Raw genomic sequence first — 24,530 nt, 5'->3', positions numbered from 1 at the left:
TGGCGGCTCCTTGACGAGACGGCCCCGATTGGTCTGCCCGCAGTCAAGCTCTCCAACGTCTTGGCGTCAAGACTTGAATTCAAGAAATGGAGATATTGGTGTGACTCAGCATCGATGCACGGTGGATCGCGCCGACGATGTCGGCCTCGTCGCCGAGCTCGGCGGGGCGCAGTTCGACGGTCGCCGCGGCGCTCGGGATCGCGCACCGGTCGAGCGCCTCGCGGAGCGGGGCGTGGATCAGCTCGCCGGCCTCGGCCATCAGGCCGCCGACGACGATCGCCTCCGGGTTCAGCAGGTTCACGACCCCGGCCACGGCGACGCCGACGCGCCGGCCGGCGTCCTCGATCACCCGGCGGCAGCCGAGATCGCCGCCGAGCGCGCGGGTCACGATGTCCTTCAGTCGCAGCGGTCCGTGCGACGCGGCCAGGCTGCTGATCAGTGCCCGGGAGCCGACGAACGTGTCCAGGCAGCCGCGGTTGCCGCAGCGGCAGATCGGGCCGTTCTCGTCGATCGTGACGTGCCCGATCTCGCCCGCCGTACCGGTCGAGCCGCGGAACACGTCGCCGTTGATCACGATGCCCGCGCCGACGCCGTACGAGAACTTCAGGTAGCAGCCGTTCCGGACGCCGCGGAGCGCGCCGGCCCGCAGTTCGCCCAGGGCGGCCAGGTTCGCGGTGTTGTCGAGCGCGACCGGGGCGCGCAGGTACCCGGACATCGCCTCGGTCACGTTGACGCCGCGCCAGCCGGGCAGTACCGCGTCGGACCCCGCCTCGCCGCTGACGGAGTCGACCGGCATCGGCAGTCCGAACCCGACCGCGGAGATGTCCTCGACGCCGGAGCTGACCGTCTCGGCCAGGTCGGCGAGCAGCCGGGCGGCGCGCTCCATGCCCTCGTCGGCGACGTGGTCGGCCTGCAGTGGCATCAGTTGCTGGGCGAGGATCTCGCGGGAGCCGTTCGCGACCGCGACCCGGACGTCGCGCTCGCCGAACGCGACGCCGGCCAGCAGTCCGCCGCCGGACGCGAGCGAGACCAGTACGGCGCGGCGGCCGTTGCGGATGCTGCGGGACAGGCCGACCATGCCGGCCTGGTCGAGCTCCTTGACCATGTTCGAGACGGTGGCCGCGGAGAGTCCGGAGGCGGCGGCGATCTCGACCTGGGTGAGCGGGCCGTGCTGCCGGACGACGCCGAGAACGCGCGCACGGTTGGCTTCGCGCAGCGAAGCCTGCGAGCCCGGCGCCGGGCGGGTTGCGTTCATTACATAAAGATAACGGATCGCGGGGCGTGCCCGGCCGCCCACCGGTCGTGAACCACGAACATCTTCCGCAAACCTCGCTGTCCTACCCCACTTGAACGACCACGTGAATCCTTCGTCGGCGACAGTAGACCACCCCGACGCAGAGACCCCGCCACCTCGCCCGATTTGCCTGGCTGACCCACCAAATTGCCTGGCCGACCCATCAAATCGTGGGTTCTACACCCTCAATGTGGCTCACGAACCCCCGAATTGATGGGTCAGCCAGGCAAATCAGTGGGTCTGCCAGGCAAATCAGTGGGTCTGCCAGGGAATTGGGGTGTGCGGTGCGGTGCGGTGCGGCGTGGTGCCGTGCTGATGCGGAGGGTCACGCGGTGATGGCGAGGGTTAGGAGGGTGATGGCGAGGGCCAGTTCGACGGTCGCACCGAGCACGTCGCCGGTGGTTCCGCCGAGGGCTCGGACGGCTCGTCGGCCGGTGAGCAGGCTGGTTACGACGGCCAGGAGGACGGCGGCTGCGGTGCCGGTCAAGCGGAGTGCGTCGCCTGCGGATGTGCACCAACTGATGGCAATGGTCGCGGCAAGTAGTGCGGCCGTGGTGAGCGTTGCCGTGAGCGGGCGGACGGTGGCGGCGACGAACGATCCCAGGCCGTCGGGGCGGGCCGCGGGGATCGACGTACGGCAGGACCAGGGGAGGGTGAGGCGGCTCGCGGCGGTGGCGATCAGGAGCGCCTGCCAGCCGAAGTCCGCTTGCAGGCAGGCGGTGAGAGCGGCGACGTCGAGGAGCAGTACGCCGACGATCGCGACGACGCCGAACGGGCCGATGTCGCTCTGCTTCATGATCCGCAGCATCGTCTCGCGATCCCGCCGGGACCCAAGCGCGTCGGCGAAGTCGGCCAGCCCGTCGAGATGCAGCCCACCCGACAGCCCCGCCACCACCAGCACACCGAGCACGGCCGCGAGCAGGTCCGCCTCAGGCTTCACCAGTTGAGCCAGAGCGACCACACCCGCCGCGATCCCGCCGACCACCATCCCCACAGCCGGCGCCAACACCATTGCCCGCCCGCCCACCTCTCGGTCGACCCGGGACGGCACGCCCGCGGGCAGAACGGTGAGGGTGCCGAGCGAGAGCCGCGCGGCATCGCGCCAGCCCCGCCGCGCGCCGGCGCCTGCAGGCTCGGCGGCTCCTGCCGGTTGGTCGGGCTCGGTCATGTGAGGGGGATCGTTCGGCCGGCGATCGTCCAGAGGACCTGGTCGGACGCCAGCGAGATGGTGGTGTTGAGGCGGCCCATGAGGTCGCGGAAGAGGCGGGTCCCGGGGTCTGCGGGGACGATGCCGGAGCCAACGTCGTTGCTGACGGCAACCACGCGGCGGGCGGTGGCGGACCAGGCGTCGGCGAGGTCGGCGATCTGCTGCTCGACGAGGCCGGCGCGGTCGAGATCGGACCAGACGTCGACGTTGTCCATGGTGCGGGACAGCCACAGGGTGAGGCAGTCGATCAGGAGCGGGGGACCGGGGGACTCGAGCAGCGGTACCAGGTCGATCGTTTCGGCCAGACCCCAGGAGGCCGGCCGGCGGGCCTGGTGCTTGGCGACCCGGTCCGCCCACTCGGCGTCACCGGAGTCGTTTCCGCCGGTTGCGACGTACAGGACGTCAGGCTCTGCGGACAGCAGGCGTTCGGCGGCGACGGACTTTCCGGAGCGGGCTCCGCCGAGGATGAGGGTTCGGTCAGGCATTCGTTCTCCCGGGCTCGAAAACCACCGGCGCCTCGAAGGCCGCCTTGCGCGCCGTACGCCGGAACGCGTTCAGGATCGGCCGTCCGAGCACCAGCACCAGCACCGCTGACAGGATCCCGCGCGGAATGTCCCACCCGAGCGACGTCGCCACCACGAACAGGAAGTACCGGTGCAGGTTGGCTGCGAGTGCGTCGCCCGGGATGAACGAGAAGTCGCTGCCGAACGTCGCGTACGGCCAGAACCAGAGGTTCATGATGACGCCGTACAGCACTCCCGAGACCAGCGAGTACGCCGCCAGCAGCAGTAACTCCAACCGCCCGCCGACGCGCGGCAGCAGCCCGGCCAGGCACCCGACCCACGCGCACGCGAACATCTGGAACGGCATCCACGGCCCGACGCCGCCACTGATCAGCGCCCCACCCAGCAACGACACCGCTCCGAGCACGAACCCGAACCCGGCCCCGAACGCCCGTCCCGCCAGCACGAGCAGGAAGAACCCCGGCTCGAGTCCCGCCGTACCTGGGCCCAACGCCCGCAGGGCTGCGCCGATCGCGGCGAGCATGCCGACGAGCGAGATCACCTTCGCGTCGATCCCGGCTTCGGACAGCTCCGCGAGTATGACGGCCACGAGCAACGGCAGCAGCAACACGAACAGCCAGGGCGCGTCCGTGGTGTGACCGATCGCGGACTCGCCCGCCTGCGAGGTCCGGAGGAACAACGGCCACGCGAACGCGAGCACGCCGACCAAAGACGCACCCACCAAGGCCACCGTACTTCGCGGCTTGAGTCGAATCAGGCGGAGCAGAGGGGTGGGTGTCGACGCCGTGCTGCGCGGCTTGAGCCGGACCAGGTTCATGAGGCCCGGTCCAACGCCTCGGCGACCTCGCCGACGGTCAGGAACGGCAGCGGGGCCAGGATCTTCGCCACCTGCGGCGCGAACGCCGGCGACCCGGCAATCACCTCGGCCGTCTCGCCATCACTCACCAGCTCGCCGTCGGCGAGCACCATCACCCGGGTGGCGACTTCGGCGACCATCTCCACGTCATGCGTCGACAGCACCACTGCGTGCCCGGCGGCCGCCAGCTCGCGCAGGATCGCGACCAGCCGCCGCTTCGCGCCGTAGTCCAGTCCACGCGTCGGCTCGTCCAGCAACAGCAAGGGCGGTGCGCCGCACAGTACGACGGCCAACGCCAGACACAGCCGTTGTCCCTCGGACAGGTCGCGGGGATGCCCGTCCAGAGCCACATCTGGTGCCAGCCGCCCCAGGAGCGCCCGGCAGCTACCTGCGGGCACCTTGAAGTCGGAGTCCGCGCTGGCGCACTCGTCCGCGACAGTAGCGGCGTACAGCAGGTCTGCGGGCTCCTGTGGGACCAGTCCGACTGCCTTGACCAGTTGGTTCGGCTTGGTACGGCGTGGGTCCGTGCCGGCCGCCATCGCCGTACCGGATCGCACCGGAACGATGCCGACCAGCGCGTTCAGCAACGTCGACTTGCCCGCGCCGTTGCGGCCCATCAGTGCGACGACCTCACCGGCCTTGATGCTCAGCGACACACCACGCAGCGCCGTCACGTCGCCGTAGCTAACGACCAGGTCGGTGCACCTCCCCAGCTCTTCACCGATCGCAGCAAGCGGCCGCGCTGGTGCAGCAGAATCCAGCTGGCTTCGCAGTGCGACAGCAGCGCGCCGGGCGTCCCGTACTGACAGGGGGAGCGGCGACCAGCCAGCCAGCCGTCCCAGCTCCACCACGGGCGGTGCGACCGGTGCGGTCACCATGCGCTCGGCCGGCAAGCCTGTCGACACAGCAGCGGCACCACCGGGTACTTCGATCACGCGGTCGGCGTACTGGATCACTCGCTCCAACCGGTGCTCGGCCATCACCACAGTGACGCCCAGGTCGTGCACGAGCCGCTGGAGCGCGGCCAGCACCTCCTCGGCTGCCTGCGGGTCCAGCGCAGACGTGGGCTCGTCCAGCACGAGCACGGCGGGATGCGACGTGAGAGCTGCACCGATGGCAGTCCGCTGCCGCTGTCCACCAGACAGCGACGTCAAAGCACGATCCCGTACGTCGGCCAGTCCGAGCAGGTCCAGCGTCTCCTCGACGCGCCGCCGCATCACGTCCGGCGCCACACCGAGTGACTCCATGCTGTACGCCAGCTCGTCCTCGACCGTGTCGGTGACGAACCCCGCCATCGGGTCCTGCCCGACCATCCCGACCACGTCGGCGAGATCGCGCGGCCGGCACTCGCTGGTGTCCCGCCCCGCGACCAGCACCCGCCCGGCCAGCGTGCCGCCGGTGAAGTGCGGCACCAGACCGTTGATTGCCCGCAGCAACGTGGACTTGCCGGACCCGGTCCGCCCGATCACCAGCGCGAGCTCACCCTCCGGCACCGTGAAGCTCACGTCCCGCAGGGCGGGTTCCCGCGCACCGTCGTACGTCACCGTCACCTGGTCGAACTCGATCATGAGACCGCCTTCTTCAGTGGCGATTTGAGGGGTGGTGCCACTACAGCAGGCGCCAGTCCCGTCAGTACGCCGACGACCGGGAGCGCTGGTACTGGCGGGACGACCAACGGGCCGGCCAGCAGCAGACCGTTTACGCCATGGGCCGCTGCGGTCACCATGGCACCTGCGGCCACGGCACCGGCCGCTACGACGAGCCACTCGGGCAGCGCCCACGGATCGGGCCGGTAGCGCGTCCTGCTGACCCGCTGTCGTCCGACTGCCATGGCTGCGACTGCCAGGAGCACACCGGCCGCCAGTGCACCGGCCGCGAAGGGAAACGCCATGGCGTCGGTCAGCAACGCGTAGACACCGAGCAGGATCCCCAGCAGTCCCAGCAGCACACACAGCGCCGTGAGTCGACGCTGAGCACGAGGAGCCTGCGCAGTACGGCCGTAGCCACGTGAGTCCATCGCGGCAGCCAGCTCCACCGATCGGTCCAACGCACCCTCGAGGACCGGCATGGCCGTCGTACGGAAGGAGGCGCGCGTACGGCCGCGCAGCCGTCGTGCAGCGCGCACGCGGCGACCGTCCGTCACCAGCTGCGGCGCGAAGGTCAGTGCGACCACGCAGGCGACCCCCATCTCGTAGAGGGCTCCTGGCAACGACTTCAGCAACCGCCGCGGACTGGCCAGTGCGTTGGCCGCACCCACGCAGCACAGCATGACGGCCAGCTGACCACCGTCGTACAGAGCCGTCACCAGAGCTTCTGCCGTGACTTCGCCGCCGAGCTTGACGCCCGCAGCCCAGTCAGGCAAGGGGATCTCCGGCAGCGTGAACAGCACGGTGTTTCCCTGCGAGCGGGTGGACAGCAGCGCCTGCAGGACCACGCGGACGCCGATGACCAGCAGGCCGAGTTTGAGGAACGCGGTGAAGCTGTGTGCCCACGGTGCGTCGCTCCGGCGGGCTGAAACGACGAATCCGGTCACGGCGAGGATCAGAATCAGCAGGACCGGGTTGCGTGTCCTGCTGGCCGCGACAGCCATACAGAGCGCCCACAACCACCAGGCCCCCGGGTGGAGTGCCCGGGGGAGTGTCAGGTGGTTGACGGCGCGCACCTATTTGGCCGCAGTACGCCGACGGTTGAGGACGAACCCGCCGCCCGCCAGCAGGAGGACCACGACTACGGCGATGATGATGCCGGTCCACGGCGTACCGCTGCTGTCCGAAGCGGGCGTGGAAGCAGCAGGTGTTGCCGTCGAGCCCACCGCTGCGCCGATCTGCAGCGTGACGGGGGTCTCCGTGGCCGGGACCTTGATGTTCTTCAGTTGGTCGCCGCAGCTCTTCGACGGGTAGCCCGCGATCCCGCAGGTCAGGCCCTTCTCGATCCGGACCGGTCCGGCCGCGGCGAGGATCTGCGCGCCGGTCGACTTCGGGGCGGTCACGACGCAGGTGCCCTTGGCTTCACCCGGCGTGTCACCGGTGACCGCGTCCTCCGGCGTACCCGGGTCGACGACCAGCGCGACCCGCTTCTTGCCGGTCTCCGCCGGGGTCTTGCCGCAGATCGCGTCGAAGTCGCCCGCGGCCCGCGGTACCCGGGGCTTGGCGCCGCCGACGGCGAACCGCCAGCCTTCCACGGCTCCGTCGGCCGGGACGAAGGCGTCGGCGCCCTTCTGGGAGAAGGCCCACTGGCCGCTACTCCACTGGTAGTAGCCCCAGAAGCGGTAGCCGTCCTCGGTCGGGGCGGCGGTTGCTGAGACGGTGGCAACGGTCCCAGCCAGCAGGAGACCCGCCAGCAGGCTGAGGACCAGTCGTACGGTCCGGTGTGCAGTCATGGTGGTTCCTCGGTCGGGCCGCAGCCCGGTGGAGGAGGTCCCGCCTGCACCGGCAGGGTAGGGGCTCCACCCGCGGACCACGGCGGGTAGTTGAGCCTGACTGCCTGCGTCACAGTGTTCCGGCTTGCCACCCTGTTCCAGCTGATGGGGTGGCCTACGGTTGCGGGTCAGCGCCGGATTTCGACCGGCTTCCCTGTGACGCAGGCGTGTGGTTCGAACGCAGCTTACTCTGCTGAGGAGAGGCTCATCGGCCCGTAGACCTCACGGCCGTCCTCCAGCAGGAACACCTGACCGACGCCGCGGTCGGCCAGGTCCCGCCAGACCTCACCGAGCCAGCTCTCCGCGTCACCCTGCGCCGAGAACTCCGCCCCGCCGACCTCACCGGGGTCGACCAGGGCACCGGTCGCGGTCTCGAACCGCCAGCTCCAGCTCACGAGTTCGGCCGCTTCTGCGGGGCGTTCTGCGCGGTCTTCGCCGGGTCGCTCTCGACGATGTGACCGAGCACCTCGTCGATCCGCTTCAGCAGACCGTCGTCCAGCGTCACACCGGCCGCCTTCACGTTCTCGGTGACCTGCTCGGGCCGGGAGGCGCCGATGATGGCCGACGAGACGTTGCTGTTCTGCAGCACCCACGCGATCGCGAGCTGGGACAGCGAGAGACCCGCCTCGTCGGCGAGCGGCTTGAGCTCCTGGACCCGGGTGAGGACGTCGTCGGTGAGGAACCGCTTGATGAAGTTGGACCCGTTGGCGTCGGTCGCCCGGGAGCCCTCCGGCGGCTGCTGACCCGGCACGTACTTGCCGGTGAGCACGCCCTGCGCGATCGGCGAGAACACCACCTGGCCGATGCCGAGCTCCTCGGAGGCCGGCACCACCTCGGCCTCGATCACGCGCCACAGCATGCTGTACTGCGGCTGGTTCGAGACGAACGGGATGCGCAGCTCACGGGCCAGCCGGTGGCCCTCCTGCAGCTGCTCCGCGGTCCACTCCGAAACGCCGATGTACAGCGCCTTGCCCTGCCGGACGACGTCGGCGAACGCCTCCATCGTCTCCTCGAGCGGCGTCTCGGTGTCGTACCGGTGCGCCTGGTAGAGGTCGACGTAGTCGGTGCCGAGGCGCTTGAGCGAGGCGTTGATCGACTCGTGGATGTGCTTGCGGGACAGGCCGGTGTCGTTCGGTCCACCGGGACCGGTCGGCCAGTACACCTTGGTGAAGATCTCCAGCGACTCACGGCGCTCGCCGGCCAGCGCCTCGCCGAGCACCGACTCGGCCTTGGTGTTGGCGTAGGTGTCGGCGGTGTCGAACGTCGTGATGCCGGCCTCCAGGGCCGCCCGCACGCAGGCCTTGGCCTGCTCGTTCTCCACCTGGGAGCCGTGCGTCAGCCAGTTGCCGTACGAGATCTCGCTGACCTTGAGACCACTGTTGCCCAGATAGCGGAAGTCCATGTTCCGACCCTACTTGCTGCGCTCCTCGCCTGCGCTCAGGACGGCTTCTCGCCGCGCTTCACCATCGGCTTGGGCAGCCGCCAGCGGCGCATCTGCATGGTCCGCCGGACCGCGTAGAACCCGATCCCCTTGGTGGACTCCTTCGGGAACTTGATCCCCACCTGCTTCTTCAGCCCGGAGGTGAGCAGGAACCAGTCCGCCGCGATCAGCAGGATCATGAACAGGAACAGCAGGTTCACCATCCCGGCCAGCCACGGGAACTGCGGCGAGAACACCACGCCCACCAGCGACACCACCAGGAGGACCGGCAGCGCGAACTCCATCACCGAGTAGCGCGCGTCGACGTAGTCCCGGGCGAACCGCCGTACCGGGCCCTTGTCGGCGGCCGGCAGGTACCGGTCGTCGCCGGTCTGCATGGCCGCCTGCATCTTGGCGCGCTCGGTCCGGACCTTGTCCCGCCGGATCGCCGAGGCCTCCTTGCGGTTGCGCGGCTTCTTGAACGCGGCCTTGCGGGCGGCTTCGGCTTCCTTGCGGCTCGGCGTCGGCCGGCCCTTGCCGCCCGGCTTGCCCTGGGGGTCGGCGGGTACGGTGGTATCTGTTTCAGACTTGGTACGACGGAACACGGGGTCAGAACCTCATTCGCAGGGCAGGTCGCGACTCGGGGTGGTCCCCGGACCTTCCTACCACTTTATCGGGGCCTGTCCTGATGGTGTGGTGACCCGGTGGGACATAGGGTGGAAGGCACGCACGCCGGGTCGTCACTCCGGCACAGAAGGGGTACGGATATCGATGAGCATCTTCAAGCGGATGTCGACGATCTTCAAGGCCAAGGCGAACTCCGCCCTGGACAAGGCCGAGGATCCTCGCGAAACCCTTGACTACTCGTATCAGAAGCAGCTCGAGCTGTTGCAGAAGGTACGGCGGGGTGTGGCCGACGTGGCCACCAGCCGGAAGCGGGTGGAGCTGCAGGCGTCTCAGCTGCAGTCCCAGTCGGCCAAGCTGCAGGAGCAGGCGCAGAAGGCGCTCTCGATGGGCCGCGAGGACCTGGCCCGCGAGGCCCTGACCCGCAAGTCCGGTCTGCAGGGCCAGATCGACGACCTGACCACCCAGCACGCCCAGTTGCAGGGTGAGGAGGAGAAGCTGACGCTGGCCTCCCAGCGGCTGCAGGCCAAGGTCGAGTCGTTCCGGACCCGCAAGGAGACCATCAAGGCCACCTACACCGCGGCCGAGGCGCAGACCCGGATCAACGAGGCCTTCTCCGGCATCTCCGAGGAGATGAGCGACGTCGGTCTCGCGGTCCAGCGGGCCGAGGACAAGACGCAGCAGATGCAGGCCCGGGCCGGCGCGATCGACGAGCTGCTCGCCTCCGGCGCGCTCGACGACGCGAGCGGCACGGTCAAGGACAACATCACCCTGGAGCTGGACCGGATGTCGTCCGGCTCCGACGTGGAGAACGAGCTGGCCGCCATGAAGGCCCAGCTGTCCGGCGGCGGTGCGCCGAAGGAGCTCTCCGGTGAGGGGGCCGCCCAGGCCCAGCCGCAGTCCGCCCAGCCAGTGCAGCAGCCGGCAGCCGAGCCGGCGCGACCTCAGGACGGAGATGTTCGGTGATCGTTCGCATCATGGGTGAAGGCCAGTGGCGACTGGCCGACGACAAGCTGGACGCGCTCAACGCGGTGGACGGCGACCTGGAGAAGGCGGTGTCGTCCGGCGACGAGACGGCGTACCAGACCGCGTTCGCCGCGCTGCTGGAGTTCGTCCGCTCCGGCGAGCAGGTGCCGGACAACGAGCTGCACGACTCCGACGCCATCCTGCCCCCGTCGGACAGCTCGCTCGCCGAGATGCGTGAGCTGATCAGCGGCGACGGCCTGATCGCCGGCTGAAGCACCCCGATCAGTGCCCCGACCCGGCGACTGGTCACTTTAAGTAATCATTTGAGACCCCTGGGATCCCGTTCGACGGGTTCCAGGGGTCTTTGATTTACGGAACCTCGGAGTCGGGTTTACGCAGGGGTAAACACTCTCCCCGGGTGCTGTTGCGCGGTGCATCCACGTAGTACTCTCTGGTTCACGCCGTTGTGGGGGCGGCGTTTGGACGAGGTCCGTGACGGGGTGTGGGTTGGTCACGGAGTTCGGTTTTCACCTGTGGGGGGTGACTGTGCGTGACTGATCTTGTCATGTCCGAGGGGCTGGCCGAACCGGCTGACCTTCGGGCGGTGCCGTCGGGGGAACGGCGCCGGCCGGTTTGGGTAGTACCGGACGAAGTACCTGCGGTCGTGCCGCGTGCGGCACGGTTCACCGAGGCACGCTGGGTTGCGAAGTACCGGTGGGCTGCGCTCGCCGGCGACCTTGCGGCCGCGCTGTTCGGTGTCTCGCTGGCGCTTGTCGTCCGGTTCGGTGCCCAGATCAACCTCGGCTACGTTCTGCTCGGTGCCGCGTTGCCGATCGCGTGGCTGGCCTGTGTTGCGCTGGAGCGGGGTTATGAGACCCGCTACTTCGGCACCGGCCCTGAAGAGTTCCGCTCGATCATCCGGGCGGCCGTCGCGTTGACCGCGGTGGTAGCGGTGACGTCGTACGCGACCAAGTTCCAGGTGGCGCGTGGTTTCGTCGTCCTGGCGGTGCCGATGACCTGTCTCGCGGCGATGTTCGCGCGCTGGTTGCTGCACCGGCAGATCTCCAGCCGGCGGTTCGTCGGCCGGTGTATGCGCCGGGTGCTCGTTGTCGGACGCAACGATCAGGTGACCACGCTGCGGCGGCACCTGGAGGAGCGGAAGACCGACGGGTACGTCGTGGTGGCCAGTTGCCTGCCGCGCGGTGACGCGTTCGAGGAGCCGGTGAGCGAGACCAGCCCGGAGCGGCTGGGTCGTGCCGAGATGGACATCCTCGCGGCGGTCGACCAGTACGACGTCGAGGTGGTCGCAGTGGCGGCCGACCCGGAGTTGACCGGTCACTCGCTGCGCAAGCTGTCCTGGGCGCTGGAACAGCGCGGGGTGGACCTGATCGTGTCGCCGGGCATCGTCGAGGTGGCGGGTCCGCGGATCTCGATCCGGCCCGTCGCCGGGCTGTCGCTGCTGCACCTGGAGCGGCCGTCGGTGAGCGGCGGACCGCATGTACTGAAGAGCATCTTCGACCGGGTGGTCGGCTGCCTGCTGTTGCTGGCGGTCGCGCCGCTCCTGATGGTCACAGCGGTTCTGGTGAAGCTCACCAGCCGCGGACCGGTGCTGTTCCGGCAGACCCGGGTGGGACGGGGCGGTGAACAGTTCCAGATGCTGAAGTTCCGCACGATGGTGGTCGACGCCGAGGCACGCCAGGCCGAGCTGCACGCGCTGAGCGACGGCAACGGGGTCCTGTTCAAGCTCCGCGACGACCCGCGGGTGACCAGTGTCGGGCGGTACTTGCGACGGTTCTCGATCGACGAACTGCCGCAGCTGGTGAACGTGCTCCGGGGGGACATGTCACTGGTCGGCCCACGTCCGCCGTTGCCTGCCGAGGTCGCGCAGTACGCGATCGACGACGCGCGACGGATGCTCGTGAAGCCGGGCCTGACCGGCCTGTGGCAGGTCAGCGGTCGGAGCGACCTGACCTGGGAGGAGTCCATGCGGCTCGACCTGCGGTACGCCGACAACTGGTCGATCGCGCTGGACCTTTTGATTCTGTGGAAGACCGCACGCGCAGTGCTGGGGAGCAACGGCGCGTACTAGGCGGTGTTTGTGTTCCCGAGGGGGGAATCCGTGACTGTAGTACTGGAAAGATCGGCCGTTGCCCGATCCGAGGCCGCGACTCTGGTGATCAGGGCCGCGGCCGGGGACCAGGGGGCCTGGAGTCAGTTGGTCGATCACTATGCACGGCTCGTGTGGGCCGTTACCCGCAGCTTCCGGCTGGGCGACAGCGACTCCGCTGACGTCTCGCAGGTGGTCTGGCTGCGGTTGCTCGAGCACATCAATCGCGTCGACCCCGAACGGGTCGGCGCCTGGCTGGTCGTCACCACGCGCCGGGAATGCCTGCGAGTACTGGCGTTCCGCAAGCGCGTGCTGCTGACCTACGAAGCGACGGCGTTCGAGGAAGTGGCCGGTGACCAGCCGGAGCTGGACTCCGACCTGATCGCCGGCGAACGCGCCGACGACGTCCGGCGGGCGCTCGAGAAGCTGCCGGACCGATGGCAACAGCTGCTCGGCATGCTGATGTCCGATCCGCCGGCGCCGTACGCCGAAATCTCCGCGACGATCGGGATCCCGATCGGCAGCATCGGCCCGATCCGCGGCCGTTGCCTGGAGAAGCTCAGACTGCTGCTTGCCTCCTGAGGCAGCAGACCCGGTCCGGGCCGCTGACGGATCATGCTCTTCTGGTCAGAGCATGATCCAGGCGGTCCGGACCGGCCGTTGTGTGCTGCCGGGCCACCGCAGCAGGAAGCTCACCAGCTCGGCGTCCCCGGGGCTGTCGCCGCCGCGGGCCTCGACCACGACCGGACCGGCCGGGAAGACCCGCAGTTCCACGGTCAGTGGGGTGCGCTCCACGTCCAGCGTCACCCCGTGCCCGGCGAAGCGCAGCCGTCGTACGTCGTCGGCTCCGGGCTGGTCGACGAGGCTGTCGAAGACCAGGTCGAGGACGTCGAGGCCCTGTTCGTGCCGGCCGAACGCGGCGTACCCGACCGACCGGAGCAGCGCGATCTGCTCGCAGGCGGCTCGCTCCGGAGGCCCGATCATCGCTGTCAGCGCCCCCCGGTCGGGCTGCTCGACGGCGTCGGCAGCTTGATCACGCTGTCCGTGTCCTGGCTGTACGGCGCGCCCTGCCAGGTCGTCCAGTTCGCCCGGGAACCCTGCGCGGGAACGACGAAGCTCCACGGGCCGGAGTAGACGTTCAAGGAGAACTTGTTGTTCTGCTGCAGTGCGACGGCCTCCTGGGTCACGGTGCCCTTGTACGGCGACCACGCCGGGGATGTCCCGTAGTTCGCGAACAGACCGTTGTAGCCACAGCCCGTCTGCGAGCTGCAGGTCGCCGGAAGCTGGCTCGGATCGAGGCTGAAGAGATTGTGGTGGACCTGGACGTTCTGGGTCTTCCACCGGCAGTCGTCGAAGTAGGGCCGCTTCTTGATGTTGGCCTGGGTGCAGGTCTTGGCGGTGACCAACTCAGGATTGACCAGGGTGTCGGCCTGGCTGCCCTCCGCCGGTGATCCCGAGAATCGGTCGGAGTTCTCCCACAGCACGACGCCCGACCAGTTGTCCTTGAAGACGTTGTCGGTGATCTCGAGGGTCGTGCCGGAGCCCGCGGGGACGCGCGGGTCGCTGCCCGACTCCGAGATGTAGATGGCTCCGGTCGGGAAGCTGCCGTTGGTCGGACCCTTGACGTGGCCGTTGCCGACGAACGTGTTGCTCCGGATGACCGCGTTGTAGCTGATCTCGTAGATCAGGCCCTCGGAGTCGTTGCCGTCGATGTAGTTGCCCTCGAAGAGGAATCCGGCGTTGTTCGTGTCGGCCCACAGGCCCGCGCCGTTGTTGTTGTGCACCCAGTTGTTCCGCACGATCGCCCCGGTGACCTCCCAGAACTTCCCTCCGGCCGTGCACCCGCAGCCCGGCCTGAGGCGCTCCCAGTCGTCGGTGTTGTTGCCGGTGATCTCGTTGCTGTCGAGCGTGATGTTCGAAACGGTGGCGGTGGCGTTGTAGGTGCCGAAGCCGCTCTGCCCGTTGTTCGCGAGGCAGTTGTGGCGCAGCAGGTTGCGGGTACCGACCATCACCGCGTTCCCGGCGTTGTTCCGGATCGTGTTCCCCAGCAGCGTCCAGCTCGCCGTGGTCTCGTGGTTCACCACGCCCTCGTCGTTGTTGGATCCGTGGCGCCCGAAGTTCTGGATGGTGAGGTTCCGGATGATGACGCCGCCCGCCGGCCCGGAGAACGCGTACAGGTTCAGGTGCTGCCCGTCGATGATCGCTCCTGGCGCTCCGATGTAGGTGTTGCCGGCCTTCGGCGTCACCTGGTCGTACTGGCCGGTGCCCAGGGTGTGCACTCCCGGGACGAGCCAGAACGTCGTACCGGCGGGCCTGTCCTCGGTCAGAGTGATCAGGTTCTGCGACGGCAGCACGACGACCGCGCCGGCGGGCGGCCTGGCAGGACCGGCCAGTACGGACTGGTTGTCGCAGATGCGGGCCGGTGGAGACGCGGGCGCGGGCGCTGCCGCCGATGGCCCCGGCTCCGTGGTGGCCGATGCTCCAGAGACAGCGACGCCGGTAGAGGCCTCGGTCTCTGAGGCGCGGCTCCTGGCGATGAGCCCGACGGTGACCAGGGCCGCGGCCAGCAACAGCGCCCCGGAGCCGGCCAGCAGGCGCCGGGTGTTCATTGGCGTCGCACAGCGGGGTGCTCCACTGCGTACCTGTAGATCTCGAGCAGCTGCCCGACGTTCTGGGCGGGATGGAACCGGCTCTCGTACGTCGCCCTTGCCTGCAGCCCGTACTTCTCGTACCGCTCCGGGAACCGGTCGACGTCCTGGAGCGCGGTCACCAGTTCGGGGGCGTCACCGGGCCGGAAGAGCGAGCCGTCCACGCCGTCGGTGATCAGCTCGGGGAACGAGCCGTGCGCCGCGGCGATCGACGGGACACCGGCAGCCATCGCCTCCACGAGCACGAGCCCGAACGTCTCCTGGACCTGAGACGGCAGCAGTACGGCGCGCGAGCGGGCAATCAGCTCGAAACACTCCTGCTTGCTCAGCATTCCGGTCACCTCGACCGAAGTACGCCGCTCGGCCCAACGCGAGACCTCTGCTTCCAGCGCTCCACCGCCGGCGATCACCAGACGCAGCGCCTGATCGCCCGCCGTCGAGCAGTAGTCGTCCCAGGCACGCATCAGGAACGGCAGGCCTTTGGCCTCGTCGAGACGGCCGACGTAGGCCACCTGGTGCTCGCGTGATTCGGGCCCGGACACAGGTCCGTCGTACGGCACGAGGTTCGGTTTGACGAAGACGCGCTCCGGATCGAAGTCCATCGCGGCCAGCAGCGGGATCTGGGAAGCAGTGGGCAGCACGTACGCCGAGACCAGCGAGCGCCACGCGTTCCGGTGCACGCGCCCGGCCACGACAACGGGTGCGGTCGCCAGCACCGAGCCGCGGTAGCAGCGGTGCCGGAGGGCGGCCGTGGAGCTGCCGTCGGCGCACTCCAGGCAGATCTTGCCGTCCCGGAAGAAGTCGCCGGTCGCACAGACCAGCCGGTAGTTGTGCAGGGTCGCGACCACCGGTACGCCGGCATCACGGCAGGCGTACAGCACGGAGGAACTGAGCAAGGGAAAAGTGTTGTGGACGTGCACCACGTCAGGCTCGAACCGTCGCAGTACCTCGCTCAGGTCCCGGTGCGAACTGCGGCTCCAGACCACGGTCGCCGGCAGCGCGGCCTTCTGCAGCGGCGACCAGCTCTCGATGTCGTCGCTGCGCCGTTCGAAGTGTTCCACCTCGTGACCGAGGGACCGGAGCGCCTGGCTCTCCTGGTCGACGACCCGGTTCTCCCCGCTGGGAGCCGCCGAGCGATAGCGGTTGTGCAGAACGAGGATTCTCATCGCGGGCCTCTGTGGAGGGTCGGCAGGAGCAGAGATGCGGCGAGGGTGAGTTCGAGCAACGCGAGCGACGCGTCGCCGAGACCCGTCTCGGTGAAGCTGGAGACGATGGCGTAGCCGACCAGGTAGAGCGCGAGCGCTCGGTGCACGCCGTGCGGGCGGAACGACGCGGCGACCAGCAGGAACAGGAGCATCGCGATGTTGAGGGCCACCCCGACCAGCCCCAGCTCGTAGTACGTGGAGATCCAGTTGCTGTCGATCGCCAGGCCGTTGAACGACTTGTTGGTCAGTCCAATGCCGAACAACAGCTCGAACCAGCCCCGCGGCTGGGCCAGTACCTGGTCCCAGACCACGGTGCGGCCGGTCAGGTTCGACAGTCGCTGGGTGTCCTGGCCGCGGGCGAACCAGGTTGTCAGCACCGAGGACAGGCTGAGTGCGCCGATCGAGACGATGACCGTTCCCGTGGCGAACGCCCTCCGGACGCGGGCCCGGGTGCGGAAGAGACTGAGTCCGGCGATCAGGAGGCCGGCCATCATCGACACCAGCGCCGTCCGGGTGTGGCTGAGCAACAGGATCGGGAGGGCGACCGTGGCGGTGATCAGGGCCATTTTCCGCTGGATCGTGCCGGACATCCACAGGATCGCGGTCAGGCCGATCGCGGTCGCGGCGTACCGGCCGACCTGCGTCGCGGGAATCGGCCAGATCGAGCCGCCCAGCCGGCCCTCCGACCCCATGGCGACGCCCGGTGCGACGAGGTACCCGACGAGAACCGAGCCCAGAATGATCCCGATGACGGTCAGATGGACCTTGACGAGGAGCAGGTCGCGCCGGCCCCACCAGGGAGTCAGCAGCAACAAGGTCAGCAGGAACGCGATCAGGCGGCAGACCCGGTACAGGCTGCCGAAGATGAACTCGCTCCGCAGGCTGTCCATCAAGGCCACCCCGGCCATCACGGTCACCAGCAGGATGTAGGTGCTCCGGCGGATCGATCCTCGGCGATTGATGCTCATCGCAAGGACCAACGCGACGGCCAGCGATCCCTGCGTGATCAGCTTGCCGAGGACTCCCGGGATGGGCAGCAGCAGGTGCTGGTCGCCGGGATAGAACGGGATGACGTTGAGAACCAGGAGCCCCCAGCAGAGGTAGATCCGGCGCTTGACGGTCCGCGGCCCTGGCACCGACCGGATTGCCGGTGAGGTGCCGAGGAGCGGCGGAGCAGTCATGGGGCGACCGCCCCGAAACCTGATCCGGCTGCAGCCTGCCCATTCTGTCCGGCCGTCCCGACCCGCTCTGGCTCCTCGGCCTGCTCGGTCTGCTCGGCCTGCTCGGTCTCCGCTTCCCACTGCCCGAGGCTGTCGTCGGTGCGGTCGGCGCGGAGCAGCACGGTAGTTACGACCCGGAGTCCGGCGAGCCGGATCATCTCGCCGGTGGCGTGCAGGGTCGTCGCGTTCGACCGGCCCGCAGTCGCCACGAGTGCCGCGCGGGGGGCCCAGGCCCCGAGGTACTCGGCGCCGAGCGCGGGGGAGAGAGTCGCGTGGACCAGTACGACATCAGCGGCGGCCCAGACCGCGCGCAGAGCCTTCTCGTCGTCGGTGTCCCCGTCCTCGTCCTCGTGCAGGCGAAGACCTTCGAGCGCGCCGGTGCCCGACGCCGGGCGATGGACGTTGATCGGCAGGTCGGTGGCCGTCCCCTCGGTATCGAACGTGCCCGGCTTCCTGATGCCGAACATGGCCGCGAGGTCACCGGTGTCGGTCAGGTCGGCCACCAGCACCCGTTGTCCGTGCTCGGCGAAGGACTGTGCGAGCAAGGCGACGATCCGCGCACAGTCCTTCGTCGTGTCGATGCTCACGACGGCGAGGGCCGGTGTGAGCCCGTCCTCGGCGGTGACGTTCCATCCCAGGTGCCGCACGACTGGTCCGAGGTCGGGTTCCGGTGCGCGGAGCCGGCGGAGGGTCCGCCGCCGGCGGAGCCGCGGGCGCCCGATGCTCAACCGGATCGGCATGCCGAGTGCGTGGGCCACGTCCTGCCGCCGCCAGAGGCGGTCCGAGATCATCGCCCGGACTACGACGAACCCGATCCCGAGGAACAGACCCACGACGAGTCCGGAACCGGTGGCGACGATTTGCGTGTGACGCCGCGACACCAGGACCGGCGTGGCTTGGTCGAGGACGCGGCTGCTGGTCATCCGCGCGCCCGACACCTGCTGGTCGAGGAGTTGCTGCTCTATGTAGCGCTGAGTGTCCCGCGCCTGGCCCAGCCTGGCCGTCAGCGTGGTGGTGGGCGCAGAAGTGTCGCTGGGGTCGCCGCCCGCTGCACGGACGGCTGCCTCGGCACGCTTGACCGCGGCTGCAGCCGCCGCGAGATCAGCTCGCAGAGGCGCGGCCTGCTCGACGATCTGCTGGTTCCGGAACACGAGATAGACGGTGGCGATGGTGTCGGCCAGCGCAGTCGCCTCGGCGCTCGTCTTCGCCTTGGTGTCGATCTGGAGGATGCGGTCGGTCAACGCCGTCGCGGAGTACCGCTTGAGGAGCTCGTCGGGCGTGTCGGTGAGGTTGAGCTTCTGGATGGCCAGCTGCGCGACGGCCCGCGTGGTCACCAGGCTGGCGTCGGTTGACATCGCCGTGTCGAGGTTGTCGCCCTCGCGGTGGGTCAGCAGCAGCTTGGCCGACGACTCGGCCGCCGGTGGCATGACGAAGGGGATCGCCGTGCCTCCGGCCAGCCCGAGGACCGCGATGGTGATCCACAGCCACGCGTGCCGACGGACGGCGTCCTTCAGGAAGCGGAGGGTGACGAGCCCGTCCGGTGGATAGCTGTCGGTCCGCTCGTCGATGCCGTACGGCTCGTCGTCGGACCAGACGACCTCGGGGCCTGACTGTTCGGCCCGCCAGTGCTCGCTCATCGGGCTCTCCTTTTCGCCGCGCCGGTGAGCAGGGTCGGCAGCGCGGAGCCAGACCGCCGCAGGGAGCGCGGCACCCGCCCGATGGTGCGATCGGACGGATCGGGATCCATGACGACGATGCCGTCGATGGTGCGGTCGGTGTCGTCCGCGGCGACCGCGAGCCGGGCGAGTTCCTCGGCCGTCACGGCACCCGCCGCCACCGCGACCACGGTCGTGGTGGTGCCGAGGACGTCGTTCAGTTGCGGCTCTTCGCGGTCCACGACGACGACCAGGATGTCCAGCTGGACCCGGTTGCCGGATCCCACGATGGTCCCCGGCACGACACCGGTCGCCTCGTGGTGGTTGCCGACGACCAGCGAGGTTGCGATCCCGATCGAGGTGGCGTACGCGGCCAGTTGCGGCCCGAAGGGCAGCGCGGCCTCGTCCTCGGTGAACGAGAGGACCGTCAGCGAGGTCGAAGCGTTCTCCTTCGGGTCCAGGCCGAGGTGGTGCAGCGTCTTGCGAAGACTCCAGGCATCGACCGCCGGCGGCGTGTAGCGGTCGAGCAGGTTGCTCCAGTCGGAGACGCCTTTCGCCCGGTACGACGACACCGAGGCCAGCACCGGGATGCCGATCGCGTCGGCGATCTCGTCCCGCAGCCGGAGCCGCCGGTCGCTGCGGGCGATGACGAGTGCGGCCACCGCGCCGAGCAGTGCGCCACCGACGAGACCGAGAAGACCGTAGATAGCGAGGTGCGGGGCCAGCCCTCCGCCGCTGGCCGTCGTCGCTCGCTCCAGGACCCGTGCCCCGGTCTTCTTGCCCAGGTCACCGGGCAGCTTCTGCTCCGTCGTGACGAACACCAGGTAGACGTCGGCGACCGCGTTCGCCAGGCTGGTCGCCTGGTGCTGGCTGACGCCCTGGCCTCTGATCTGGATGACGTCCTCGGTCGCCGACTGGACCTTGATGCGCTTCTTGACATCTTCGACGCTGAGGACCGGACTGACGTTCTGGCCGGCGCTCTTGAGGACCGGTTCGCTGTTCGCGATGAAGACCTGGGTGTCGATGTTCTGCTCGCTCGGGGCCGCCTGGCCCTCCACTTTCGGCGGCGGCGGCAGCAGCACCAGTGACGAGGCCGAGTACAGCGGGGGGATCAGCAGACCCGCGCCGATCCCGCCGAGCAGGCCGACGGCCGCAACGGCGCCGACTATCCGGCGATGCCGCAGGATCGCCCGAAACGCCTTCTTGACGTCGAGTTCTTGCGTGCTCACGCGTCCCTCCTCAACCGCAGGCGCTCTCCGTACAAAGGAGCGGCGAGCGCTCGCCGTGATACAGCCTTCAGGTAGACAGCCGGAATCTGGTCACGATCGGGTAGGTCGGGTCCGATCGACCGCTGCCGAGCAGGGTCGTCGACGGGACCTTGTGGCCGAAACGACCGGAGTACCAGCCGAGGATCGGGTCGGTTTCCCCCCGGTGCAGCGTCCAGGACAGTCCGGCTGGCAGTTCGACGGCAGCCGATCCGGTGGACCACTCCAGGCGTCCCGTCGAGCCGTCCAGTTCCACGGACACCTCAGGTCCCAGATGCCAGGCGATCCGTACGTCGGCTGCGGCGTCTAGGTGGTCCTCTACGTGCAGCACGCCGTGGTCCAGTACGGCGGTACGCCGGTGCGTCACGGGAGCGTAGCCGTCGTGTTCGGCATCCCAGCTGTTCTCGTCGTGCCGACGTACCGTGCCTGTCGCGCCGCGCAGCCAGAGGAACGGGCCGCCCCAGGTGGACTGCTCGGTGCCGGCCACCTCGACGGTGTTGTGGGCGATGGTGGAGCGGAAGTAGTCCCGCCACTCCTCCTCGCCGTGGTAGCAGTACGTACCCGGATCGGCGAGGATGTCGACGCCGTCGACGCGCACCTCGAGCGAGAGCGCGTCCGAGTGGGCGTGGGCCGCGATAGAGAGGAAACCGTGCGGACCGGCGTCCGCACGACACCAGATCTCCGGGCCAGTGTCCCGGTTCCTCAGAATGGTCAGACCGGCGTCCCGGAAGTGGTCCGGTCGATTGGCCGGCCGGTCCGGTTGCTGGGCATTGACCAGAGAGCCGACGATGACCGACGTCGCTGTTGGAGGGCTGTCCGGCCACCAGGGCGCTGCGCCGACCACGGCGGCACCGAGGGACAGGTACGCCGACCAGTTGCTGATGTCTGGTGGGTCGAGGACGAGCACCATGCCTTCGTCGTCGTCACCTTGGCGTGGTGGCCGCAGGTTCGTGTCGACGATCGCTGCTGCCACATCGACGGTGCGCGTCAGCAGGGCCCACGTCTGCGGGCTGAGCGGATGGCCGGCGACGTCGGCCTCCAGAGCGGCGTACAGGCCGAGCTCCGAGACGAAGCGGTGGTAGTCGGTCGCCAGCTCGCGGTTGACGCCGGACGGGAACGTGTTGGCGTCGAGTTCCTTCTCCAGCAGAGCTGCGGCATCAGCACGCCAGCGGGCGCTCTTGGTGAACCAGGGGAACGCGCAGGCGCCGACGAGCTGGCCGGCCGCTTCTGCGATCACGTGGTTGTTGGCCGAGGAGCCGTGGCTGCGGAACGCGGCGAGATAGCGCTGGTGCCAGTAGATCTGCTGGAGCGCCAGTTCGTTGTGCTCGAACAGGTCGGTGATCTCGGGCCAGTCGTTCAGCAACCGGCGGATCCAGGTCCAGCTGATCAGGCGCAGCCCGATCTCGATGCCGCTCGCCCAGTGCACGCCGGACAGGAACGGGTTCGAACGCCACCAGTCGTTGAGATGATCGGCGACGCGTTCGGCGTACTGGTCGTCATGGGTCAGGTACCACGCCGCTGCCAGCTGTGTGAGGTGGTGGTGGCGGGACAGCTCCCACACCTGCTTGATGTTGCCGACCGCCTGCTCGTTGCGGTGGTTCAGCTTGAAGACGTACTGCGTCGGGTCGGACCGACGGCCGGTGGCCGGGTCGCGGAACCAGTCCGGTGCGCGGAGGTCGGTGCGGTCGACGCCGAGGACCTCGAGGTTCCCGGCCAGGATGGCGTCGGCTGTCTCGATCACCGCCTTCCGGGCTTCCTCCGGTACGGCGCCGGCGGTTCTCGGCGGGAGCGTCGTACCGAAGGTCAGGTCCTTGCGGAGCGGAGGGTGGATCGCCGCGTTCTGCCCGGGCCTGACTTGCTGGTAGGCCCAGGCAGTACGGCGTCCGGCATCGCGGGTACGCCAGATGAGTTCGGTGGGGGACATCCGGCGGAGGCGGCGGACGTACCAGCCCAGAGGCTGGCGGCTCACACTTTCTCCGGTTTGCCACTTGCGAGGCTGCGGTCGACGGCGATCGTCGCGCGGGTGGTGGCGACCAGTGCGTCGAACGCGATCGGCATCGGACCGCCGGACTTGACGGCGGCGACGAAGCGTTCGAGTTCGGTGCGCTGGCCCTTGTCGGTACTGCGGGACTTGCGGGTGGACGGTTTGCGTCCGGTCCACAGCGAGGCGCTCTGGAAGTTGTCGAACCGGGCGTTCCGGCCGGCGCCGGTGATGTCGATCGTCTCCTTCGGGAAGCGCGAGTTGCCGCCGCCGACGTAGCTGATCGTGCCGACGGACCCTCCTCCGAACCGGAGCGTGACGACGACGTCGCCGGTGTCAGGCCCGGGTACGGCGTACACCTCGGTCGGGAGACTGTTCAGCCACCAGGTCAGCGTGTCGATGAAGTGGCCGCCCTCACCGGCGAACCGGGTACCTTCCTTGCCGGCGTCGAGGTACCAGCTGGTGGAGTCGAGCTTGCCGGCGTTCACCAGGTAGCGCAGCGAGAAGCTGCCGCCCGGGAGGCCGAAGCGGTCCTTCAGGTCGGTCAGCAACGGCGCGAACCGGCGGTTGAACCCGACCATCAGCCGATCGTTGCCGGTGGCATCCACCGTGGCGACGATCCGGTCCAGCTCCTCGTCGGTCAGCGCCAGCGGCTTCTCGACGAAGACCGCCTTCCCGCTCTCCAGCGCCCGGCAGGCCAGCTCCGCGTGCGAGCTGTGCCGGGTCACCACGAACACCGCATCCAGACTCGCGTCCGCCAGCACCTCGTCCGCGGTGGTGGAAACCGCCTCGAACCCGAACCGCCGCTGGGCGTTGGCCGCCGACAACGACTTGTTGGTCGCCACCCGCGCGAGCACAGCCCGTTCGTCCTTCTGCAGATGCGGCAGCAACATGCTCGACGCGTAGTTCCCGGCCCCGATGAACCCCATCCGCACACCACCACTCGTGGGCACGGCAGCACGTGCAGCGGTGGTCGTCGGCGGTGCGGCTGCCTGAGGTACGTCGGGGTACTCGAACAGGAAGCCCACACCTGGGTACCCGCCGCTGCTGAGCTTCTGGTAGACCTCCGTGGCGTCCGCGATCGGGAAGGTGCTCGCGATCAGGGACCCGATGTCGATCTGTTCGCGGGCGATCAGATCGACGAAGCATTCGAGGTTGCGGCGTTCGGTCCAGCGGACGTAGCCGGCCGGGTAGTCGATGCCTTGGAGCTCGTAGCGGTCGTCGTACCGGCCGGGGCCGTAGGAACGCGAGAACCGGACGTCCAGCTCCTTCTCGTAGTACGCGTTCCAGGGCAGGTCCAGCCTCGTCTTGCCGATGTCGACGACGCGGGCGCGGTCGCGGGCGAGGCGCGCGGCCGTCTCGACCGGACCGTTCGAGTGACCGCCGGCGGTCAGCAGGATGCGGTCGGCGCCCAGACCGTTCGACGCCTCCAGCAATGCTCGCTCGAGCGTCGCAACCCCTGCCTCGTCCGCGGACGAGCAGTGCAGTGCGCCGGCCTTCTCCGCCATCCGGCACCGGTCCTCGACCGTGTCGATGCCGAACACGCGGACCCCAGCGGCAACCAGCAGCCGCACGACCAACTGCCCGACAAGCCCGAGCCCGATCACCACAGCCGTGTCACCGAGCTGAACCTCGGCCTGCCGCACCCCCTGCATCGCGATCGCACCGACCGTGGAGAACGCGGCCTGCTCCGGCGGAACGCCGTCCGGCACCGGCACGCACAGGTTCAACGGCACCCAGTTGTACTCCGCATGCAGCGCGAACTCGTTCCCCGCCGCGGCGACCAGCTGCCCGACACTGAACTCCTCGGCGCCGGCACCGACCTCGACCACCACACCACACAGCGAGTACCCGAGCGGTGTGTACGAGTCGAGCTTGTTCATCACCTTCTTGTAGGTGTTGAGCGCGCCCTGCTGGGCAACGGAGTCCAGCACCTTCCGCACCTGGTCCGGCCGGGCCTTCGCCTTGCCGACGAGGGACAGCTTCGCCTCGCCGACCTTCATCAGCTCGGTGCCGGTGGAGATCAGCGAATACAGCGAACGAACCAGTACGCCACCCGGCGCACAGGCCGGCGGCGGTACGTCGAGAACCGCCAGTTCACCGGACTTGTAGTTCTGCGCAACCTGCTTCATAGCCGTCC

General features: G+C 68.9%; 22 protein-coding genes. 4 read left to right on the top strand and 18 right to left on the bottom strand.

Annotated features, from left to right (window positions below; translation table 11 throughout):
* Nucleotides 1-79: 79 nt before the first annotated feature.
* The 10 genes from E0H45_RS26905 to E0H45_RS26860 form a co-directional block, all read right to left on the bottom strand.
* Nucleotides 80-1,255 carry an ROK family transcriptional regulator gene (locus tag E0H45_RS26905; RefSeq protein WP_131342389.1) on the bottom strand — a complete coding sequence of 392 codons (1,176 nt, stop codon included), beginning with the start codon at nucleotides 1,253-1,255 and terminating at the stop codon, nucleotides 80-82.
* A gap of 364 nt (nucleotides 1,256-1,619) precedes the next feature.
* Nucleotides 1,620-2,462 (bottom strand): adenosylcobinamide-GDP ribazoletransferase, encoded by an 843-nt coding sequence (cobS, locus tag E0H45_RS26900; RefSeq protein WP_131342387.1) that lies wholly within the window; start codon nucleotides 2,460-2,462, stop codon nucleotides 1,620-1,622.
* Nucleotides 2,459-2,986: a bifunctional adenosylcobinamide kinase/adenosylcobinamide-phosphate guanylyltransferase gene (locus E0H45_RS26895; protein WP_131342385.1), complete on the bottom strand. Its 528-nt coding sequence runs from the start codon at nucleotides 2,984-2,986 to the stop codon at nucleotides 2,459-2,461. The genes cobS and E0H45_RS26895 overlap by 4 nt, the downstream gene beginning before the upstream one ends.
* Entirely contained in the window at nucleotides 2,979-3,746 is a 768-nt protein-coding gene (locus tag E0H45_RS26890; protein WP_238155306.1) for an ECF transporter S component, read from the bottom strand. The genes E0H45_RS26895 and E0H45_RS26890 overlap by 8 nt, the downstream gene beginning before the upstream one ends.
* A 92-nt stretch (nucleotides 3,747-3,838) precedes the next feature.
* The gene (locus E0H45_RS26885; protein WP_131342381.1) at nucleotides 3,839-5,449 is read right to left on the bottom strand and encodes an ABC transporter ATP-binding protein; all 1,611 of its coding nucleotides are present in this window, start codon (nucleotides 5,447-5,449) and stop codon (nucleotides 3,839-3,841) included.
* On the bottom strand, nucleotides 5,446-6,543 hold the full coding sequence (locus E0H45_RS26880; RefSeq protein WP_131342379.1) for an energy-coupling factor transporter transmembrane component T: 1,098 nt from the start codon (nucleotides 6,541-6,543) through the stop codon (nucleotides 5,446-5,448). Before E0H45_RS26880 ends, E0H45_RS26885 begins: the two co-directional genes overlap by 4 nt.
* Entirely contained in the window at nucleotides 6,544-7,260 is a 717-nt protein-coding gene (locus E0H45_RS26875; protein WP_131342377.1) for an SCO2322 family protein, read from the bottom strand.
* A gap of 224 nt (nucleotides 7,261-7,484) precedes the next feature.
* A complete protein-coding gene (locus E0H45_RS26870; protein ID WP_131342375.1) occupies nucleotides 7,485-7,694 on the bottom strand; it encodes a hypothetical protein in 210 nt (69 codons plus the stop codon).
* The gene (locus E0H45_RS26865) at nucleotides 7,691-8,701 is read right to left on the bottom strand and encodes an aldo/keto reductase family protein (RefSeq protein ID WP_131342373.1); all 1,011 of its coding nucleotides are present in this window, start codon (nucleotides 8,699-8,701) and stop codon (nucleotides 7,691-7,693) included. Before E0H45_RS26865 ends, E0H45_RS26870 begins: the two co-directional genes overlap by 4 nt.
* A gap of 35 nt (nucleotides 8,702-8,736) precedes the next feature.
* The gene (locus tag E0H45_RS26860) at nucleotides 8,737-9,324 is read right to left on the bottom strand and encodes a DUF3043 domain-containing protein (RefSeq protein ID WP_131342371.1); all 588 of its coding nucleotides are present in this window, start codon (nucleotides 9,322-9,324) and stop codon (nucleotides 8,737-8,739) included.
* 166 nt (nucleotides 9,325-9,490) lie between these two features.
* Between E0H45_RS26860 and E0H45_RS26855 the strand changes: the two genes are divergently transcribed.
* From E0H45_RS26855 to E0H45_RS26840, 4 genes are all read left to right on the top strand, one after another.
* Entirely contained in the window at nucleotides 9,491-10,309 is an 819-nt protein-coding gene (locus E0H45_RS26855) for a PspA/IM30 family protein (RefSeq protein ID WP_131342369.1), read from the top strand.
* On the top strand, nucleotides 10,306-10,581 hold the full coding sequence (gene pspAA, locus E0H45_RS26850; RefSeq protein ID WP_131342367.1) for a PspA-associated protein PspAA: 276 nt from the start codon (nucleotides 10,306-10,308) through the stop codon (nucleotides 10,579-10,581). The genes E0H45_RS26855 and pspAA overlap by 4 nt, the downstream gene beginning before the upstream one ends.
* Before the next feature lie 278 nt (nucleotides 10,582-10,859).
* Nucleotides 10,860-12,398: a sugar transferase gene (locus E0H45_RS26845; protein ID WP_238155304.1), complete on the top strand. Its 1,539-nt coding sequence runs from the start codon at nucleotides 10,860-10,862 to the stop codon at nucleotides 12,396-12,398.
* 30 nt (nucleotides 12,399-12,428) lie between these two features.
* Nucleotides 12,429-12,998 (top strand): RNA polymerase sigma factor, encoded by a 570-nt coding sequence (locus E0H45_RS26840; RefSeq protein WP_165546607.1) that lies wholly within the window; start codon nucleotides 12,429-12,431, stop codon nucleotides 12,996-12,998.
* A gap of 45 nt (nucleotides 12,999-13,043) precedes the next feature.
* Here E0H45_RS26840 and E0H45_RS26835 read toward each other — a convergent pair whose 3' ends face one another.
* From E0H45_RS26835 to E0H45_RS26800, 8 genes are all read right to left on the bottom strand, one after another.
* A complete protein-coding gene (locus E0H45_RS26835) occupies nucleotides 13,044-13,400 on the bottom strand; it encodes a hypothetical protein (protein WP_131342364.1) in 357 nt (118 codons plus the stop codon).
* A 5-nt stretch (nucleotides 13,401-13,405) separates the two neighbouring features.
* The gene (locus tag E0H45_RS26830; protein WP_131342362.1) at nucleotides 13,406-15,025 is read right to left on the bottom strand and encodes a right-handed parallel beta-helix repeat-containing protein; all 1,620 of its coding nucleotides are present in this window, start codon (nucleotides 15,023-15,025) and stop codon (nucleotides 13,406-13,408) included.
* The gene (locus E0H45_RS26825) at nucleotides 15,022-16,230 is read right to left on the bottom strand and encodes a glycosyltransferase (RefSeq protein WP_131342360.1); all 1,209 of its coding nucleotides are present in this window, start codon (nucleotides 16,228-16,230) and stop codon (nucleotides 15,022-15,024) included. The genes E0H45_RS26830 and E0H45_RS26825 overlap by 4 nt, the downstream gene beginning before the upstream one ends.
* Entirely contained in the window at nucleotides 16,227-17,450 is a 1,224-nt protein-coding gene (locus E0H45_RS26820; protein ID WP_131342358.1) for an O-antigen ligase family protein, read from the bottom strand. The genes E0H45_RS26825 and E0H45_RS26820 overlap by 4 nt, the downstream gene beginning before the upstream one ends.
* Nucleotides 17,447-19,126: a Wzz/FepE/Etk N-terminal domain-containing protein gene (locus E0H45_RS26815; protein WP_131342356.1), complete on the bottom strand. Its 1,680-nt coding sequence runs from the start codon at nucleotides 19,124-19,126 to the stop codon at nucleotides 17,447-17,449. Before E0H45_RS26815 ends, E0H45_RS26820 begins: the two co-directional genes overlap by 4 nt.
* Nucleotides 19,123-20,373 carry a Wzz/FepE/Etk N-terminal domain-containing protein gene (locus tag E0H45_RS26810; protein ID WP_165546606.1) on the bottom strand — a complete coding sequence of 417 codons (1,251 nt, stop codon included), beginning with the start codon at nucleotides 20,371-20,373 and terminating at the stop codon, nucleotides 19,123-19,125. The genes E0H45_RS26815 and E0H45_RS26810 overlap by 4 nt, the downstream gene beginning before the upstream one ends.
* Before the next feature lie 67 nt (nucleotides 20,374-20,440).
* Nucleotides 20,441-22,378: a heparinase II/III family protein gene (locus E0H45_RS26805; protein ID WP_202872523.1), complete on the bottom strand. Its 1,938-nt coding sequence runs from the start codon at nucleotides 22,376-22,378 to the stop codon at nucleotides 20,441-20,443.
* Entirely contained in the window at nucleotides 22,375-24,522 is a 2,148-nt protein-coding gene (locus tag E0H45_RS26800; RefSeq protein ID WP_131342352.1) for a bi-domain-containing oxidoreductase, read from the bottom strand. Before E0H45_RS26800 ends, E0H45_RS26805 begins: the two co-directional genes overlap by 4 nt.
* Nucleotides 24,523-24,530 lie beyond the last annotated feature (8 nt).

This window comes from Kribbella soli, assembly GCF_004331345.1.
Taxonomy (GTDB): Bacteria; Actinomycetota; Actinomycetes; order Propionibacteriales; family Kribbellaceae; genus Kribbella; species Kribbella soli.
The sequence above is the reverse complement of the archived record's forward strand: the minus strand, read 5'-3'. Positions and strand labels throughout refer to the sequence as shown.

Coding starts and splice junctions, on each gene's coding strand:
- E0H45_RS26905 (WP_131342389.1), bottom strand. CDS start 1,255: ATGAACGCAACCCGCCCGGCGCCGGGCTCGCAGGCTTCGCTGCGCGAA.
- cobS (WP_131342387.1), bottom strand. CDS start 2,462: ATGACCGAGCCCGACCAACCGGCAGGAGCCGCCGAGCCTGCAGGCGCC.
- E0H45_RS26895 (WP_131342385.1), bottom strand. CDS start 2,986: ATGCCTGACCGAACCCTCATCCTCGGCGGAGCCCGCTCCGGAAAGTCC.
- E0H45_RS26885 (WP_131342381.1), bottom strand. CDS start 5,449: ATGATCGAGTTCGACCAGGTGACGGTGACGTACGACGGTGCGCGGGAA.
- E0H45_RS26875 (WP_131342377.1), bottom strand. CDS start 7,260: ATGACTGCACACCGGACCGTACGACTGGTCCTCAGCCTGCTGGCGGGT.
- E0H45_RS26865 (WP_131342373.1), bottom strand. CDS start 8,701: ATGGACTTCCGCTATCTGGGCAACAGTGGTCTCAAGGTCAGCGAGATC.
- E0H45_RS26855 (WP_131342369.1), top strand. CDS start 9,491: ATGAGCATCTTCAAGCGGATGTCGACGATCTTCAAGGCCAAGGCGAAC.
- E0H45_RS26835 (WP_131342364.1), bottom strand. CDS start 13,400: ATGATCGGGCCTCCGGAGCGAGCCGCCTGCGAGCAGATCGCGCTGCTC.
- E0H45_RS26830 (WP_131342362.1), bottom strand. CDS start 15,025: ATGAACACCCGGCGCCTGCTGGCCGGCTCCGGGGCGCTGTTGCTGGCC.
- E0H45_RS26825 (WP_131342360.1), bottom strand. CDS start 16,230: ATGAGAATCCTCGTTCTGCACAACCGCTATCGCTCGGCGGCTCCCAGC.
- E0H45_RS26820 (WP_131342358.1), bottom strand. CDS start 17,450: ATGACTGCTCCGCCGCTCCTCGGCACCTCACCGGCAATCCGGTCGGTG.
- E0H45_RS26815 (WP_131342356.1), bottom strand. CDS start 19,126: ATGAGCGAGCACTGGCGGGCCGAACAGTCAGGCCCCGAGGTCGTCTGG.
- E0H45_RS26800 (WP_131342352.1), bottom strand. CDS start 24,522: ATGAAGCAGGTTGCGCAGAACTACAAGTCCGGTGAACTGGCGGTTCTC.